The sequence below is a fragment of the Bradyrhizobium cedriense genome (assembly GCF_054602315.1).
In genome coordinates this window covers 521,290-536,691 of sequence record NZ_JBTSWB010000001.1, presented here as the reverse complement: position 1 = coordinate 536,691, position 15,402 = coordinate 521,290, and the positions used below count along the sequence as shown (strand labels likewise).

Annotated in this window: 13 protein-coding genes and 1 pseudogene; 9 read left to right on the top strand and 5 right to left on the bottom strand. The window is 64.6% G+C overall.

What is annotated here, in order from left to right; genetic code table 11:
- Positions 1 to 388: 388 nt before the first annotated feature.
- Entirely contained in the window at positions 389 to 658 is a 270-nt protein-coding gene (locus ACYCVF_RS02595) for a hypothetical protein (RefSeq protein WP_459597962.1), read from the bottom strand.
- A gap of 180 nt (positions 659 to 838) precedes the next feature.
- On the opposite strand from ACYCVF_RS02595, the gene ACYCVF_RS02590 reads away from it, so the two are divergent.
- The 5 genes from ACYCVF_RS02590 to ACYCVF_RS02570 all read left to right on the top strand — a co-directional run bounded on the left by ACYCVF_RS02590 (position 839) and on the right by ACYCVF_RS02570 (position 8,667).
- Entirely contained in the window at positions 839 to 2,077 is a 1,239-nt protein-coding gene (locus ACYCVF_RS02590; protein WP_459596985.1) for an SMP-30/gluconolactonase/LRE family protein, read from the top strand.
- 129 nt (positions 2,078 to 2,206) lie between these two features.
- Positions 2,207 to 3,328, top strand: coding sequence for a D-alanine--D-alanine ligase family protein (locus tag ACYCVF_RS02585; protein ID WP_459596984.1), 1,122 nt, complete (start codon positions 2,207 to 2,209; stop codon positions 3,326 to 3,328).
- 42 nt (positions 3,329 to 3,370) lie between these two features.
- Positions 3,371 to 4,471, top strand: coding sequence for an NAD(P)/FAD-dependent oxidoreductase (locus ACYCVF_RS02580; RefSeq protein ID WP_459596983.1), 1,101 nt, complete (start codon positions 3,371 to 3,373; stop codon positions 4,469 to 4,471).
- A gap of 200 nt (positions 4,472 to 4,671) precedes the next feature.
- Entirely contained in the window at positions 4,672 to 7,182 is a 2,511-nt protein-coding gene (gene uvrA, locus ACYCVF_RS02575; protein WP_459596982.1) for an excinuclease ABC subunit UvrA, read from the top strand.
- Between the two features lie 174 nt (positions 7,183 to 7,356).
- Entirely contained in the window at positions 7,357 to 8,667 is a 1,311-nt protein-coding gene (locus tag ACYCVF_RS02570) for an ABC transporter substrate-binding protein (protein ID WP_459596981.1), read from the top strand.
- A 74-nt stretch (positions 8,668 to 8,741) separates the two neighbouring features.
- Here the strand turns inward: ACYCVF_RS02570 and ACYCVF_RS02565 are convergent, their stop codons facing one another.
- The 3 genes and pseudogenes from ACYCVF_RS02565 to ACYCVF_RS02555 all read right to left on the bottom strand — a co-directional run bounded on the left by ACYCVF_RS02565 (position 8,742) and on the right by ACYCVF_RS02555 (position 10,886).
- Positions 8,742 to 9,911 (bottom strand): Gfo/Idh/MocA family protein, encoded by a 1,170-nt coding sequence (locus ACYCVF_RS02565; protein WP_459596980.1) that lies wholly within the window; start codon positions 9,909 to 9,911, stop codon positions 8,742 to 8,744.
- Positions 9,912 to 9,957: 46 nt separating this feature from the next.
- Positions 9,958 to 10,168 (bottom strand): annotated as a pseudogene (locus ACYCVF_RS02560) (RlpA-like double-psi beta-barrel domain-containing protein); the annotation flags it as partial.
- A gap of 280 nt (positions 10,169 to 10,448) precedes the next feature.
- Positions 10,449 to 10,886, bottom strand: a complete 438-nt coding sequence (locus ACYCVF_RS02555) for a hypothetical protein (protein ID WP_459596979.1) — start codon at positions 10,884 to 10,886, stop codon at positions 10,449 to 10,451.
- Positions 10,887 to 11,216: 330 nt separating this feature from the next.
- Between ACYCVF_RS02555 and glgC the strand changes: the two genes are divergently transcribed.
- Genes glgC through ACYCVF_RS02540 form a run of 3 tightly spaced genes read left to right on the top strand, consistent with a single transcriptional unit; the run spans position 11,217 to position 14,222 of the window.
- Entirely contained in the window at positions 11,217 to 12,479 is a 1,263-nt protein-coding gene (gene glgC, locus ACYCVF_RS02550; protein WP_459596978.1) for a glucose-1-phosphate adenylyltransferase, read from the top strand.
- Positions 12,476 to 13,930, top strand: a complete 1,455-nt coding sequence (gene glgA / locus ACYCVF_RS02545) for a glycogen synthase GlgA (protein ID WP_459596977.1) — start codon at positions 12,476 to 12,478, stop codon at positions 13,928 to 13,930. Before glgC ends, glgA begins: the two co-directional genes overlap by 4 nt.
- A gap of 31 nt (positions 13,931 to 13,961) precedes the next feature.
- The gene (locus ACYCVF_RS02540) at positions 13,962 to 14,222 is read left to right on the top strand and encodes a SemiSWEET transporter (protein ID WP_157331162.1); all 261 of its coding nucleotides are present in this window, start codon (positions 13,962 to 13,964) and stop codon (positions 14,220 to 14,222) included.
- A gap of 46 nt (positions 14,223 to 14,268) precedes the next feature.
- Here the strand turns inward: ACYCVF_RS02540 and ACYCVF_RS02535 are convergent, their stop codons facing one another.
- Positions 14,269 to 15,063, bottom strand: coding sequence for a DODA-type extradiol aromatic ring-opening family dioxygenase (locus tag ACYCVF_RS02535; RefSeq protein ID WP_459596976.1), 795 nt, complete (start codon positions 15,061 to 15,063; stop codon positions 14,269 to 14,271).
- 154 nt (positions 15,064 to 15,217) lie between these two features.
- On the opposite strand from ACYCVF_RS02535, the gene ACYCVF_RS02530 reads away from it, so the two are divergent.
- Positions 15,218 to 15,397: a hypothetical protein gene (locus ACYCVF_RS02530; RefSeq protein ID WP_459596975.1), complete on the top strand. Its 180-nt coding sequence runs from the start codon at positions 15,218 to 15,220 to the stop codon at positions 15,395 to 15,397.
- The last annotated feature ends 5 nt before the right edge of the window (positions 15,398 to 15,402 follow it).

The window sequence follows — 15,402 nt, the reverse complement described above, 5'->3', positions numbered from 1 at the left end:
TTGAGCGTTTGCGCTGTTCGGACCGATTTGTCCTTGGCGCTTGAGGTGTCCGGTGATCTCGACCAACCCCTGAGCGCCCAGGCGCATGGCGCCCAGCCGGCCCTCAGGGGCAAGTAAGAAGGAGGCCGCCAATAAGGAGGGTGGGCAGCAACGCGGCCGGGATCGTGGCGGCGGCCAGAGCCACCTCCCCCGAAATCCCTTCGATTTGGCCGCGAATCAGCATTGCCAGACCCTTTTGAGCCACAAATCCTCGGCCAAAACCATTGACGGTTCGTTGCCGGAAGGCTCAGCACGGCCCGTTTCTAGACGAAAAACGGGCGAAACTGCAACGCCAAAAGATGGTCAGCATGGGTGACCTAGTAAGGCCCACACAGTGCAGGACGGCCGGCTAGCCCGTGCCGGTGCGGCGGGTGCGGGCCCTACTCTCCCAGCGGTTCAGCATCTGGCCGAGTTCGCCGGTTGCCACGGGCGCGGCGGCGCCGGCCTTCGCCATGTCGTTGGTGTTGGCCGGCGCGTTCGCCTGCAGCCAATCCGGCTCGGCGTATTCGCGCCAGCGACGCGCCTCCGCCCGTCTTTTGCGGGAGACGTGGTCGCGTGTGTAATAGCCGGCCGCAAAAGCGATCGCGAGCAGGATGACCAGGACGACGATTTGCACAATGAGCTCCGGATTTATCCCCGTCAGCGCCCACACTCCAAACGCATTCGAAGGTGACGAAATTGCGACCCGTCATCGCGCAACGGTTTCGATTCCACCCCTCGCAACCGGCAGCGGACCGCATTAACCTCCGCTCCGGCTCGACCGGATCAACCGGTCAGCGAACTTGATCGGGAGGACGCGATGACACGCCAGGAAGCTCGTGACGAAGCGCAGCGTGACCATGATGCTGCGCTTTCACGACGAACACTTGTACGAGGACTTGCGCTCGGCGCCGCCGCCACAATGGCCGGTGCCGGTCACGCGCTGGCGCAGACCGGACCAGCTGCACCGCCGACCACCATCACTACCCCGCCGCGCGATTTCGGCCCCCACGGCGCGCCGACGACTTATTTCTGGGATCCCGACATCATCGCGGTCGATCCGTCCTTCAACGACCTCGCGCAGCCCAACACTGCGATCAAGCGCCTTTACACCGGCCTGCTGTGGGCGGAAGGCCCGGCGTGGAGTGCGCAGGGCCGCTATCTGCTCTGGAGCGACATTCCCAACAACCGACAGATGCGCTGGACCGAGGATGACGGCCGCGTCAGCGTGTTCCGTTCGCCGTCCAACAATTCCAACGGCAACTCGTTCGACTTCCAGGGCCGCCAGCTCTCCTGCGAACACCTGACCCGGCGGGTGACGCGCTACGAACATGACGGCACCGCGACCGTGCTCGCGGACTCCTACCAGGGCAAGCGGCTGAACTCGCCGAACGACATCGCCGCGCATCCCGACGGCAGCTACTGGTTCACCGATCCGCCCTATGGCGGCCAGCTCTATGAGGGCGAGCCCGATGTCGCGGGCGGCCCGAGCAATGCGGGCGGCAAGCTCAATCCGCGGATCGGCCAGCCGGCCGGCTTCGTGCCGGGCAGGCGCGAGTTGCCGACCAATTGCTATCGCATCGATCCCTCGGGCCGCGTCGATCTCGTCGTCACGGAGGATCAGGTGCCCGACCCGAACGGGCTGTGCTTCTCGCCGGACTACAAGAAGCTCTACATCGCTTCGACCGGCAAGGGACCGGGCGACACCGGTCCCGGCGGCAAGGGTGAGATCTTCGTGTTCGACGTCGGCAGCGACAACAAGCTCTCCAACCTCAAGAAGTTCAGCGATTGCGTGATCGACGGCGTGAAGTGCGGACCGGATGGCCTGCGCTGCGACGTCAACGGCAATCTCTGGGCCTCCAGCAATGCCGGGCGCGCCGTCGGCTACAGCGGCGTGACCGTGTGGTCGCCCGAGGGCAAGTTGCTCGGCCGCATCCGCCTGCCGGAAGTCTGCGGCAACGTCTGCTTCGGCGGCCCCAAGCGCAACCGCCTGTTCATGGCCGCGAGCCAGTCGCTCTATGCCGTGTACACGGCGACACAGGGCGCAGGACCGGGCTGACGGGGCAAGCGCGAATTGCGACACGGCGCCGGCGTTCCTCGCCGGCGCCGTGATGTCTTGAGGGTCTTGTCGCCGGGGGAGATTTGGCAACAGAGGTGACTTCCGCCCAGAGCGCGTGATAGTTGAGCCATGGCAACCAAAATTCGCGTCGTTGTTCTCTATGGTGGCAGGTCCGGTGAGCATGAGGTCTCGCTGAAATCGGCCGCCTCCGTGCTCAGGCATCTCGACCGTTCGCGCTTCGAGGTGATCCCGGTCTCCATCGACAAGTCGGGACGGTGGCAATGGAACGATCTTGGCACGATAGATCAGGCGCAAGCGGCGGCCTTGCCGATCCTGCCCGGCGCGCCCGAGATGCGGCTCGCCAGAGGACCTGACGGACGCGGCGCTCTCATACCGATCATCGCAGGGACGGCCGGCCCGCTGGAGATCGACGTCGTCTTCCCGGTCATCCACGGACCGCTTTGCGAGGACGGCACGGTGCAGGGCCTGCTGGAACTGGCCGACGTCGCCTATGTCGGGTCGGGCGTTCTCGCCTCGGCCGTCAGCATGGACAAGGACGTCGCCAAGCGCCTGGCTGAATTCGCCGGCGTTCCGGTCGCGCCCTATCGCGTGCTCACCCGGAAGGCATTCGCCAGGGATCGCACGTCATCTCTGGCGAAGGCGATCGAGGGACTGAGCCCCCCGGTCTTCGTCAAGCCATGCAACATGGGCTCCAGTGTCGGCATCCACAAGGTCAAGACGTGGGATGCCCTCGGTGCGGCACTCGACGATGCGTTTCGTTATGATCTCAAGGTGCTGGTCGAACAGGGCATCGACGCACGCGAAATCGAGGTCGCGGTGCTTGAGGGCGAGCCCCTCTTCGCGAGCGTCGCCAGCGAGCTGAACCCCAACGCGCATCACGAGTTCTATTCGTACGAGGCAAAATATCTCGATCCAGACGGCGCACGGGTTGATCTTCCGGCCAGGCTCGATGCCGAACAGATGGAGCGCGTGCGCTCGCTCGCGGTGCAGGTCTTCGCAGCCCTCGAATGCAGCGACCTTGCGCGCGTCGATTTCTTCCTCGACCGGCAAACCGGCGCGTTCTGCTTCAACGAAATCAACACCCTGCCCGGCTTCACGTCGATCAGCATGTATCCGAAGATGATGGAAGCCTCGGGCGTGCCCTATGGCGAGTTGCTGACGCGCCTTGTCCATCTGGCGCTGGAACGGCACCAACAGCGCCACTCCCTGGAACGCGGCTACGCGACCTAGGTTGTCTCACCAACGGTTGGCCGCGGAAGCGGGAAACAAGCCATGCGCGTTGTGATCTGCGGCGGCGGCGTGATCGGGGCATGCACCGCGTATTTTCTTCGCCGCCACGGCATCGACGTCATCGTGGTCGAGCGGGCCGAGGTGGCAATCGCCGCATCTGGCAAGGCCGGCGGCTTCCTGGCACGCGACTGGTGCGCCGGCACGTCGCTCGATGCGCTGGCACGGCGCAGCTTTGCGCTGCATGCGCAACTCCCGGAAGAGATCGCGGGCGATTGGGGCTATCGCCCAATGACAGCCCATAGCGGTTTCGTGGCCGCCGATGGCGATCCGCGCCGGACCACACCATCCGCACTCGGCTGGCTCAACGATGGCGTCGCTATCACGCAACGCATCGGCACGGCAGAGACGACGGCGATCGTTCATCCCCGCAAGTTCACGACGACGGTGATGAAGGCGGCGCTCGCGCAAGGCACCGAGCTTCGTGCCGGCCGCGTCACCGGCATCGTGCGCGACGCGAATGGCGCGCGTGCGAGAGGTATCGAGATCGAGGGCGACGTCATCGAAGCCGACGCCGTCGTCATCGCCATGGAACCATGGTCGTTGCTCGCCGCACAATGGATGAGCCTGCCCGCGGTCTACGGCCAGCGCGGCCCGAGCATCGTGTACGATACCGGCACGGATGTGCCGGCCGATGCGCTGTTCCTGGAGTATGAGGCCGACGGCAGCACCGTATCGATCGAGGTTTTTCCGCGGGCCGACGGCAGCACGCACATCACAGCGCTCTCCGACATCGCGCCGCTGCCGCTCGATCCCGCTTCCGTGACGCCCGACCAGGACGCGATTGCGCGGCTGCAGGCGATGAGCGAGCGGCTCTCACCGCTGTTCGACCCTGCGAAGATCATTGTGCGCCAAGCCTGCTTCCGCCCGGTGACGCAGGACGGCCTGCCGCTGATCGGCAAGGTGCCGCAAAGCGAGGGTCTCTACGTTGCAACCGGACACAATGTCTGGGGCATCCTCAACGCTCCCGCGACCGGCGAGGCGCTGGCACAACTGATGGCCTATGGTGCTGCAAAGATCGACCTCTCCGCGTTCGACCCCGCCCGGCTCCCTCCGCTCGATCCGTCACTGCTGCAAGCGCGCTGACCGAACGGCGGTAGACCGATCACGACGGCACGATCGACCAGATCCAGTCCTACTGGCGCGAACGGCCAGCTGCATTGGCGAGGCCCGTCGCGTAACAGCGGCCGGCCGTGGCGTTGTGCGAAACGCACCGGGCCTGCTGGCATCTTGGGACCCATCCTGCGATCCTGCCGTTACCTCCCACGGGAGGCTGGAGGAGCCGTATGGACGATCGACCCAAGCAATTTGACAGCCTGATGCAGGACGACGGCTTCGTCCGGGTTCGCGGCGCGCGCGAGCACAACCTCAGGAACGTCGACGTTCGCATTCCACGCAACGCGCTGGTCGTGTTCACCGGCGTGTCCGGCTCGGGCAAATCCTCGCTCGCGTTCGGCACGATCTACGCCGAGGCGCAGCGGCGTTATCTGGAATCGGTGTCGCCCTACGCGCGGCGTCTGTTCCACCAGATGCAAATCCCCGAAGTCGACGACATCGAAGGCCTGCCGCCCGCCGTCGCGCTCCAGCAGCAGCGCGGCGCGCCGACGACGAGGTCCTCCGTCGGGAGCGTGACCACCATCTCGAACCTGCTCAGGATGCTCTATTCCCGCGCCGGCGACTATCCGCGGGGACAGCCGATGCTCTATGCGGAGGCGTTCTCTCCTAACACGCCGGAGGGAGCGTGCCCGACCTGTCACGGTATCGGCAGGATGCTCGACGTCACCGAAAAATCCATGGTGCCTGATGATACCAAGTCGATCCGCGAGCGCGCGGTCGCGGCCTGGCCGAGTGCCTGGCAGGGACAGAACCTCCGCGACATCCTGACGACACTCGGCTACGACGTCGACAAGCCCTGGCGCGAGCTGCCCAAGAAGGACCGTGACTGGATCCTGTTCACAGAGGAGCAGCCGACCGTTCCCGTCTACGCCGGCTACGATGCTGCCGAGGTCCGGCGCGCCCTGCGCCGCAAGGAGGAGCCGAGCTACCAGGGCACGTTCACCGGCGCAAGGCGCTACGTGATGCAGACCTACGCCAAGTCCGAAAGCGCGATGATGAAGCGCCGCGTCGCGCAGTTCATGATCACGCGGGATTGTCCGACCTGCCATGGTTCGCGCCTGAAGCCCGAAGCGCTCAAGATCAAGTTCGCCGGCCTCAACATCGCGGAGATCTCGCATCTGCCGTTGAAGGAGCTGCACGAGCTGGTCAAGCCATTCGCCAAGAGCTCGGCCGACAGGTCGGAAAAGGCCGTCGTCGCCAGGCGAATCTGCGAGGATCTGTCGGCCCGGCTCGCCGTGCTGCTCGACCTTGGCCTCGGCTACCTCGCCTGCGAGCGCAGCACGCCGACGCTGTCGCCGGGCGAGCTGCAACGACTGCGTCTTGCGACGCAGGTCCGCTCGAACCTGTTCGGCGTCGTCTACGTGCTCGACGAGCCGTCAGCGGGCCTGCATCCCGCCGATACCGAGGCGCTGCTGCGGGCGCTCGATCGGTTGAAGCACGCGGGCAATTCGATCTTCGTGGTCGAGCACGAGATCGAGGTGATCAGGCACGCCGACTGGCTGGTGGACGTCGGGCCCGAAGCCGGCGAGAACGGCGGACGCATCCTCTATAGCGGGCCGCCGGCAGGGCTTGGTCAAGTCTCGGAATCGCGGACCGCCACCTATCTCGCTCATCCGCGACGGCCGCTGCCGACCGTCCGTCGCTTGCCGACGGGGAATCTCAAGGTCAAAGGTGTGACTCGCAATAACCTGCGTGGTCTCGACGTCGATATTCCGCTGGGCGTCCTCGCCAGCGTGACCGGCGTGTCGGGCTCCGGCAAATCGAGTCTGATCAGCCAATTCCTCGTCGACGCCGTCGCCGGGCATCTCGGCCACACGCTTGCCGCCGATTCCGACGACGACAGCCTGGCTCCCGCCGTCGAGACATTGGGGGGCAAGATCGCGGCCGGCCTTGACCTCGTCGATCGTCTCGTCGTGGTGGATCAGAAGCCGATCGGCCGCACGCCGCGGTCCAATCTTGCAACCTATACCGGCCTGTTCGACCATGTGCGGAAGCTGTTCGCCGCGACCCCGCAGGCGAAGTCCCGCCGCTACGACGCCGGACGCTTCTCGTTCAACGTCGCGAAAGGCCGTTGTGCGACCTGCGAGGGCGAAGGCTTCGTCTGCGTCGAGCTGCTGTTCCTGCCCAGCGTCTATGCGCCCTGCCCGGTTTGCAAGGGTGCGCGTTACAACGACAAGACGCTCGAAGTGAAAATTCGCGGCAAATCGATCGCGGACGTGCTGGCGATGCGCGTCGACGATGCCTTCGACTTCTTCCGCGAAGATACCGCGCTCAACCGGTCACTGTCGGTCGTCCGCGAGGTCGGCCTGGGCTATATCCGGCTCGGCCAATCCGCGACCGAATTGTCCGGCGGCGAAGCCCAGCGCATCAAGCTGGCGACTGAGCTCATGCGGCCGCAGCGGGGCCACACGCTCTATGTCCTAGACGAACCGACGACCGGGCTGCATCCACGGGATGTCGAGCGGTTGATCGCCCAGCTCGATCGGATCGTTGACGCCGGCAATAGCGTGATCGTGGTCGAGCACGATATGGACGTCGTCTCCCACAGCGACTGGATCATCGATCTCGGCCCTGGCGCCGGCGACGAGGGTGGCCGCATCGTCGCAGCCGGAACCCCGGATCAGGTTGCCAGAACCGGCGGGAAGACCGCGTGCTATCTCGCCAGCCGCCTGGCGCAGTGAGGCACGCGGTCCCCTCACCGGCAGGATGATCGTTGCGTCCTGCTACCGTCTATCTCGCAATTGCGTTCTATGCCGAGACGCCGCCTCGCGACTTTCGCGATGTTGACTTTCCGCCGTCCCGCTCCCCATACTTCGCAAAAACAAGATCATACGACGGTTTTGAGGGAGGATAGGATGCCGACTTCACGCAGGCAGCTGCTGAAGAGCTCGGCGGCTGCCGCCGCCGCACTCAGCCTCGATTGGACACGGGCCCAGGCGCAAGCCGAGAATCTGCGCATCGGCCTGATCTACGACCTCACCGGCCCCTTCGCCGCCGGCGGCTCGGTCGCCTCCTCGATCGGCGCGCAGATCGCGATTGATCTCGTCAACGAGAAAGGCGGTATCGGCGGCAAATACAAGGTTGCTCCAGTCGCCGCCGATTCCCAGAGCAAGCCCGACGTCGCGATCAACGAGGCGGAACGTCTGATCAGCCAGGAGAAGATCGACATCCTCAACGGCGTCTATGCGAGCTCGCACGCGGTGCCGCTCGCGGCCAAGGTCGAGCAGCAAAAGAAGATTCTCTGGATCACGACCGCGGTCTCGACCGCCGTGTTCAAGGACAAGAACCTGCAATACGTGTTTCGCGCGCAGATCCATTCGGATCAATACGGGCAGGCCTTTGCAAGCTTCATCAACGAGCATGCGAAAGCCAAGCTCGGCATGGACCCGAAGGAGGTCAAGGTCGCGTTGATCCACGAGGATGGGCCCTATGGCGTCGGCGTCGCCACGGCGGACGAAGCCTATGCCAAGCAGGCCGGCATCCCGGTGGTGCTGCGCGAGGGCTATTCGGCATCGGCGCCCGACCTGTCGGTGCTGGTCACGAAGATCAAGCGCGCCAAGGCCGACGTGATCTCGCATGCCGGCTACAATCCCGACATCACCCTGTTCCTGCGCCAGGCGCGCGAGAGCGGCCTGCGCTTCAAGATGCTGTTCGGGGCCGGCGCCGGCTACAGCCAGCTCGACAAGCTGCGCGCGACCTTCGGCGCCGACATCGACAATTTCTGCAACATCGACCCGGTGCCGGCACAGCTGCTCGATCCCTCGAAACTGGCGCCCGGGATGGGCGACCTGATCAAGACCATGGTCTCGCGCTACCAGGCCAAGACCGGCGCCACCGACGTGCCGCCGCATTGCTCGATGGGCTTCAACCAGACCTGGGTGCTGCTCAACAACGTGCTGCCGGTGGCCAAGGAGAAGTACGGCAGCTTCGAGCCCGAGGCCATTCGCAAAGCGGCGCTCGATGTCGACATTCCCGCAGGTGGCACCATCCAGGGCTATGGCGTCAAATTCTTCCCGCCGGGCACGCCGCTGTCCGGCCAGAACGAGCGCTCGAGCCCGGTCGTGATGCAGAACGCGGGCGAGCATATCTCGGTCGTCTGGCCGACGAATATCAGGACGCAGGATCCAGTGTTCCCACTGCCGAAGGGCTCGACCTACGGGACGTGAGGCGCAGGTCGCGTCGACGGTGCCACCTGCTCCCACAAGGGGAGAAGTGTTCGCAGCGTGCGCATGGTGATATTCTACAGCACCACGCGCCGTCCCTCCTCCGCCGCCCAATACCCCGCGTAGTTCACCTTGATCGTCTCATAGGCCAGCGCGAGGTCCGACAGCGGCTGCCGCCCGGTCGCGACGCATTCCATGAAGTCCTGGATCTCCTGCAGGTAGCCGCGCGTCCATTCCTCTTCGAGGCAGACATATTGCCAGCCGGTCTTGCGGTCGACCTTTTCGGTGATGTAGACGCCCGCGAGCTTTTCCTCGCTGGTCTGGTAGCTCATCAGATGCGTGTTCGGGGTGATGTTGGCGAACAGCGAGCCGCCACTCGTATAGGTCTCGATCAGATTGCGCACGCCGCCCATGATCATGTCGCCGGAGAACACGGTGGCCTTGGTGCCGTCGGAGAAGGTCGCCGTGAGCGTGCCCCAGTCCTCGACATCGACGGGATTGGCCTTGATGTAGATACGCTCTTCCGGCTTCAGCCCGGCCGTGACGTTGCCGACATCGCAAGTGACGCTCGCGACGCGGATGGTCTCGCCGCGCGCCCTGGCCTCGACCTGCTTGAGATAGAGCACGGCCGAGAGCGGATGGCAGCCCATGCGGATCAGCGAGCCGCCGCCGGTCATCGCCCATTGCGCGGCGTGTGCCGCGTGCGAACCGGAATGGCTTTCCTCGCCCTTTATGAACAGGATCTTGTCCTTGGTCGCTCTCAGGATCTCGGCGGTCTTGGTCACCGCGGGCGCGTAGATCCAGTCCTCGGCATACATGAAGAGCTTGCCGGTCCGCTCGATCGCGGTGCGCGTGGCGTCCATCTCCTCCAGCACGCGTTGATACATCAGCGCCTTGGGCACGTGCTTGCCGATGGGCTGCTGGTCCCCCACGCGGCCGAAATAGCCCGCGAACGGCTTTTCGCAGATCACATGCTTGCCGGCCTGCATGCTGGCGACGATCATTTCGGCATGAAGATTGGGCGGCGTGCAGATGTCGATGACGTCGAGATCGACGTCCGCGATCAGTTCGGCGAAGCTGCGATAGACGCGCGGGATGTTGTGCCGATCAGCGAATGCAACGACATGGTCGCCACGCGCCGCAACCGCCGCGACCTCGACGTCCACGCCATAAACGCGCCGGAACGCATACATGTGCAGCTCCGACACGAAGCCGCAGCCGACGAGCCCCACCCTGATCCTTGCCATAGCGCCCCCTTGCTTTGGAGCGGCACTATAGCGCGCTCGGAGGCGCCTATTCCACCGAGACCCGCACCACACCCGCGCTCATCAATGCCGAGCGCGCGGGCGCCCGGCACCGAGAGATCGACGACCCGCCCGCGGATGAGTGGACCACGTTCGTTGACGCGGGATTGGATCATGCGTCCGCTATGGGACACCTTGAGCACGCGGCCGAACGGGCGCGTGCGATGGGCGCAGGTCAACTCGTCGCCTCTGCCGGCCTCCACACATTGTTTCTGCTTGCGAAGCGCCAGCTGCACGCATCGACGCTCTGCGTCTGCCGAACCGACCTCGGTCAAATCGACCAATGATGGTTCGGAATCTACCCTCGCAGAACGAAACTCGCCGCGTTGACCAGCGCAAGGTCCGACCGGGCGCGACGAGAAGCGCCTACATGCGCGGGCTTCGCTTCAAGCCCGGCCCATTGCATCTCGCCGCAATCGTGCTCATGCATCTAGTATGCAAGAGCTTGATCGTGTGGCTCTCGTTCTAGCCGCGCGGTGTTCACCATCTACGGTAATAGTGACGGTGATAAACACGGTACGGCCGATGGTAGCCATAGCCGTAATACGGACGATAGGGTCGATAATATCGCGGATAGGCATAGCCCGGCCCGTAGCCATAGCCGTAATACGCCGGGGCATAGCCGTAGCCGTAGCCCGGATATCCATAGCCGCCGTAATACGGCCGGCCATAGCCATAGCCATAGCCGTAAGGCGCGCCACCGGCGATGGCGCCGCCGATGATCGCGCCGGCGGCGAGACCACCAAGGGCAAATCCCCAGCCGCCACCGCGCCAATGCACCTGAGTGACGTCATCGCCGACCGCAGCCTTCATGGTTGCGACATTGGTCGGCATCGGGCCCGCCGTGGCCTGCCCGATTTGGCCCGCCACGACCAGGCCCGCCAACGAACAGGCAATTGCCGTCTTCCAGATCCTCATCGTCTTACTCCCTCTGTAACCTTCGCTAGGAAAAGGATCGCAGCGTCATGATCGGGCATCCTTGCGCCAAGTCAAAGCCTGGAATTTGCGTGCACCGCACAAGACGTCTGCCTCCCTTCTGACCAACCGGTACCCGGCGAGGATCAACGATCTCGCCGAGTGTGACACCGGCACGACGGTGCTTGAGGCTCGATCGCCCGGCGAGCATTAAGCGTCCGTGCATCGCAACCAACAACCACCTTCCCGATTTACTATTCGTGCCATTAGTATCGGTTCCAATGTGCGCGGCCGGGAGGCTTCTCGCGAGCGCCAGAGTTGTGGGAGGATGACATGAGTGCCGCGAGACCCGAGCCGCTTGCCCGTCAGGCGCTGGCGTTCGTTCTGGCCGGAGGACGCGGCAGCCGGCTCCTGGAACTGACCGACCGGCGCGCCAAGCCGGCGGTCTATTTCGGCGGCAAGTCCCGCATCATCGATTTCGCGCTGTCGAATGCCGTGAACTCAGGCATCCGCCGCATCGCGGTCGCGACCCAGTACAAGGCGCACAGCCTGATCCGCCATCTCCAGATGGGCTGGAACTTCTTCCGCCCCGAACGCAACGAGAGTTTCGATATCCTGCCTGCCAGCCAGCGCGTCTCCGAGACCATGTGGTATGTCGGCACGGCGGACGCGGTGTACCAGAACATCGACATCATCGAATCCCACGCCTGCCGCTTCATCGTGGTGCTGGCCGGCGATCACATCTATAAAATGGACTACGAGGTGATGCTGCGCCAGCACGTCGAGAGCGGTGCCGACGTCACCGTCGGGTGCCTCGAAATGCCGCGGACGGAATCTTCCGGCTTCGGCATCATGCACATAGACGAGAACGGCTGGATTCAGGAGTTTCTGGAGAAGCCGAAGGATCCGCCGCCGATGCCGGGCAAGCCGGACGTCTCGCTCGCCAGCATGGGCATCTACGTGTTCGACGCCAAGTTCCTGTTCGACCAGCTCAAGCGCGACGCCGAGGACCCGAACTCGAATCACGATTTCGGCAAGGACATCATTCCCTACATCGTCAAGAACGGCCGCGCGATTGCGCACCAGTACTCGACGTCCTGCGTCCGTTCGGGCAGCGATCCCCGCGCCTATTGGCGCGACGTCGGCACGGTCGATGCCTATTGGGCCGCCAATGTCGACCTCACCGACGTGGTGCCGGAGCTCGACCTGTTCGACCGCGCCTGGCCGATCTGGTCTTATGCCGAGATCACGCCGCCGGCGAAATTCGTCCATGACGAGGAGAGCCGGCGCGGCCAGGCGGTGAGCTCTCTGGTCTCCGGCGGCTGCATCATCTCCGGCGCCTCGCTGCGCCGTTCGCTGCTGTTCACCGGCGTGCGCATCAACTCCTATGCCAATGTCGAGAACGCCGTGATCATGCCTTACGTCAATGTCGGCCGCGGCGCCCGCCTGAAGAACGTCGTGATCGACCGCGGCGTCGAGATCCCGGAAGGGCTGGTCGTCGGCGAGGATCCGGAAGTCGACGCAAAGCGCTTCCGCACCACCGAGCAGGGCATCTCGCTGATCACCCAGCCGATGATCGACAGGCTCAATACATGACGCCTGTTCGCGTCCTCGCGGTCGCCTCCGAAGTCTATCCCATCGTCAAGACCGGCGGCCTCGCGGATGTCGCGGGCGCGCTGCCGCTCGCGCTGAAAGCGCATGGCGTCGAGATGCGAACCTTGATGCCAGGCTATCCCGACGTGATGCGGCTGATGTCAGTCGCGGAGGAGATCCGGCGCTGGCCGGATTATTTCGGCGGCCCAGGACGGCTGCTGGCGGGCTCGCACAATGGGCTCGATCTCTTCGTGCTCGACGTGCCGCATCTCTATGCGCGGCCGGGCAACCCTTATGTCACCAGCGAGGGCGTCGATTGGCCGGACAACGGCGTGCGCTTTGCTGCGCTGGCGCGCGTGGCCGCCGATATCGGCCACGGCCTCGTCCCCGCCTTCGTGCCCGATATCGTGCACGCCCATGACTGGCAGGCCGGCCTTGCACCGGCCTATCTGCACTACGACAATCGTCCACGGCCTGGCACCGTGATGACCATTCACAACATGGCCTACCAGGGCAAGTTCGCTCCTGAGCTGATCGGGGCGATCGGCCTGCCCTGGCGCTGCCTCAACGTCAACGAGCTCGAATATTTCGGCGGCATCAGCTTTTTGAAGGCCGGCCTGCAATTCGCCGATCGCATCACAACTGTATCCCCGACCTACGCGAAGGAAATCCAGAGCGATGAAGGCGGCATGGGCTTCGGCGGCTTGCTGCGCGCACGCGCGAGCGTGCTCAGCGGCATCCTCAACGGCATCGACATCTCCGTGTGGAATCCGCAAACCGATCCGCACATCGCCTACCGCTTCGGCGCGGACGACCTGACGTTCCGTGCCGCGAACAAGGCGGTGCTGCAGCAGCAATTCAGCCTCGACTCCTCCGACGAAGCACCATTGCTCGGCGTCATCAGCCGGCTGTCATGGCAGAAGGGGCTCGATCTCCTGCTCGAGGCCATCCCGACCATCTTGCGCGAAGGCATGCAGCTCGCATTGCTCGGCAGCGGCGACCGCGATCTGCAGGATCGCTACCAGGCCGCGGCCCGCGCCAATCCCGGCCGGATCGGCGTCGTGATCGGCTATGACGAGATCCTGGCGCATCTGATCCAGGCCGGCTCGGACGCCCTCATCGTTCCATCACGGTTCGAGCCGTGCGGCCTGACCCAGCTCTGCGCATTGCGCTACGGCGCCGTGCCGATCGTCTCCCGCGTCGGCGGCCTCGAAGACACCATCGTCGACATCGGGGAAGCCGACACATCCGGCCATGATGCCACGGGATTCAAGTTCGGTCCCGTGACGGCAGAGGCTCTCGCCGGCACGTTGCGCAAGGCCAACATCGCCTTCCACGACAAGCTGACCTGGCGCAGGCTGCAACGAAGCGGCCTTGCGACGGATGTCTCCTGGCGCAACCGCGCCGGCGACTATGCCGCGCTCTACCGCGGCCTCATCACGTCCCGGGCGTGAGCAGGGCCGAATCCATGCTATAGAGCCGGGCATGGACCCCTTCGCGATCAAGCTGCTCGGCTTTGCCGCCGCCACCTGCACCACCGTTGCCTACGCGCCGCAGTTCATCAAGGTCTGGAAGACCCGCTCGGCGCGCGACATCTCGCTCGGCATGTTCCTGGTCATGGTACTGGGCCTGGCGCTCTGGCTCGTCTACGGCCTGCTCTCCGGCGACGCTCCGCTCGTCGCCGCCAACGCCGTGACCATGGTGCTCGCCGGCGGCATCCTGTTCATGAAACTGAAATACGGATGAGGCCTTCTTCGCCTCTCCCCGCGTGCGGCACGACGGGGAAGATCAGTTACCCAAACACATACGACGCCATCGCCACGTTCGCGACCTCGTCGACGAAGACGCGGCGTCCGACATCGTTGCCGGCAGCACCGGCCGCGACCATCAACGGCAGCAGATGGTCCTCGCGCGGATGCGCCAGGCGCGCACTCGGCGCGGTCTCCCAATCGACCAGCATCGCATTGCGACGCGCCGCATCGGGATTGCTGATCGCCTCGTTCAGGTAGGCCTCGAAGTCGTAGGAGACCGGCTTGGACTCCGGCCGGTTGAAGCCCCGCATGTTGTGATAGGTGAGCCCGCTGCCGACGATCAGAATGCCTTCATCGCGCAGCGATGCGATCGCCTGTCCCACCTTGACGTGCTCGGCCGCCTCATAGCTCGATTTCAGCGACAGCAGCACGATCGGCATGTCGGCGTTCGGATACATCAAGCCGAGCGGCACGAAGGTGCCGTGATCAAAGCCCTGGTTGGCGTCCTCCCGGCAATCGAGACCGGCACGCATGAGCAGTGCCTTCACCTGCGCGGCGAGCTCCGGCCTGCCCGGCGCCGGATATTTGAGGTGATAGGTATGCTCGGGGAAACCGTAATAGTCGTAGACCATCGGCGGATGCGGCGAGGTGGACACCGTGAAGGCATCCGCCTCCCAATGCCCAGTGATGACGAGCACCGCCTTCGGTCTCGCGGGGAGCAGCTGCGGCAGCCCGGCGAACGCCTCTGCGGTCTTCGCATATTGCACCCGCCTGTCCTCCATGAACGGCCAGGGGCCGCCGCCATGCGACAGAAAGAGGGTCGGAAATCGCGTCATGGGCTCGTCTCGTTGACAACAGGCGCGCGCGAGCTGTCTGCTCATTGCGCGGTGAGCATAGGCAATGCCGCATGGTTAGCAAGCCGTTAACGATTTGCCGCCCAGAATCCCGGTGTGGCCGAAGGGGTCGGCCTGAAGACAAGTGAGACGTGAGATGAGGAAGTTTGCGCTGGGGGACGTCGTCAACAGTGACAAGGGCCGCCGCGGTGTCGTCCGCGCTGCCTTCAGGTCCAGGGAAGGCAAGCAGTTCTATGCCGTCGAGAAGGACGGCACGATCGACTATCTGGAGGAAGACCGGCTGAGCCCCGCGCCTCGCGTCGAACTCGCGGCTTAAAATCC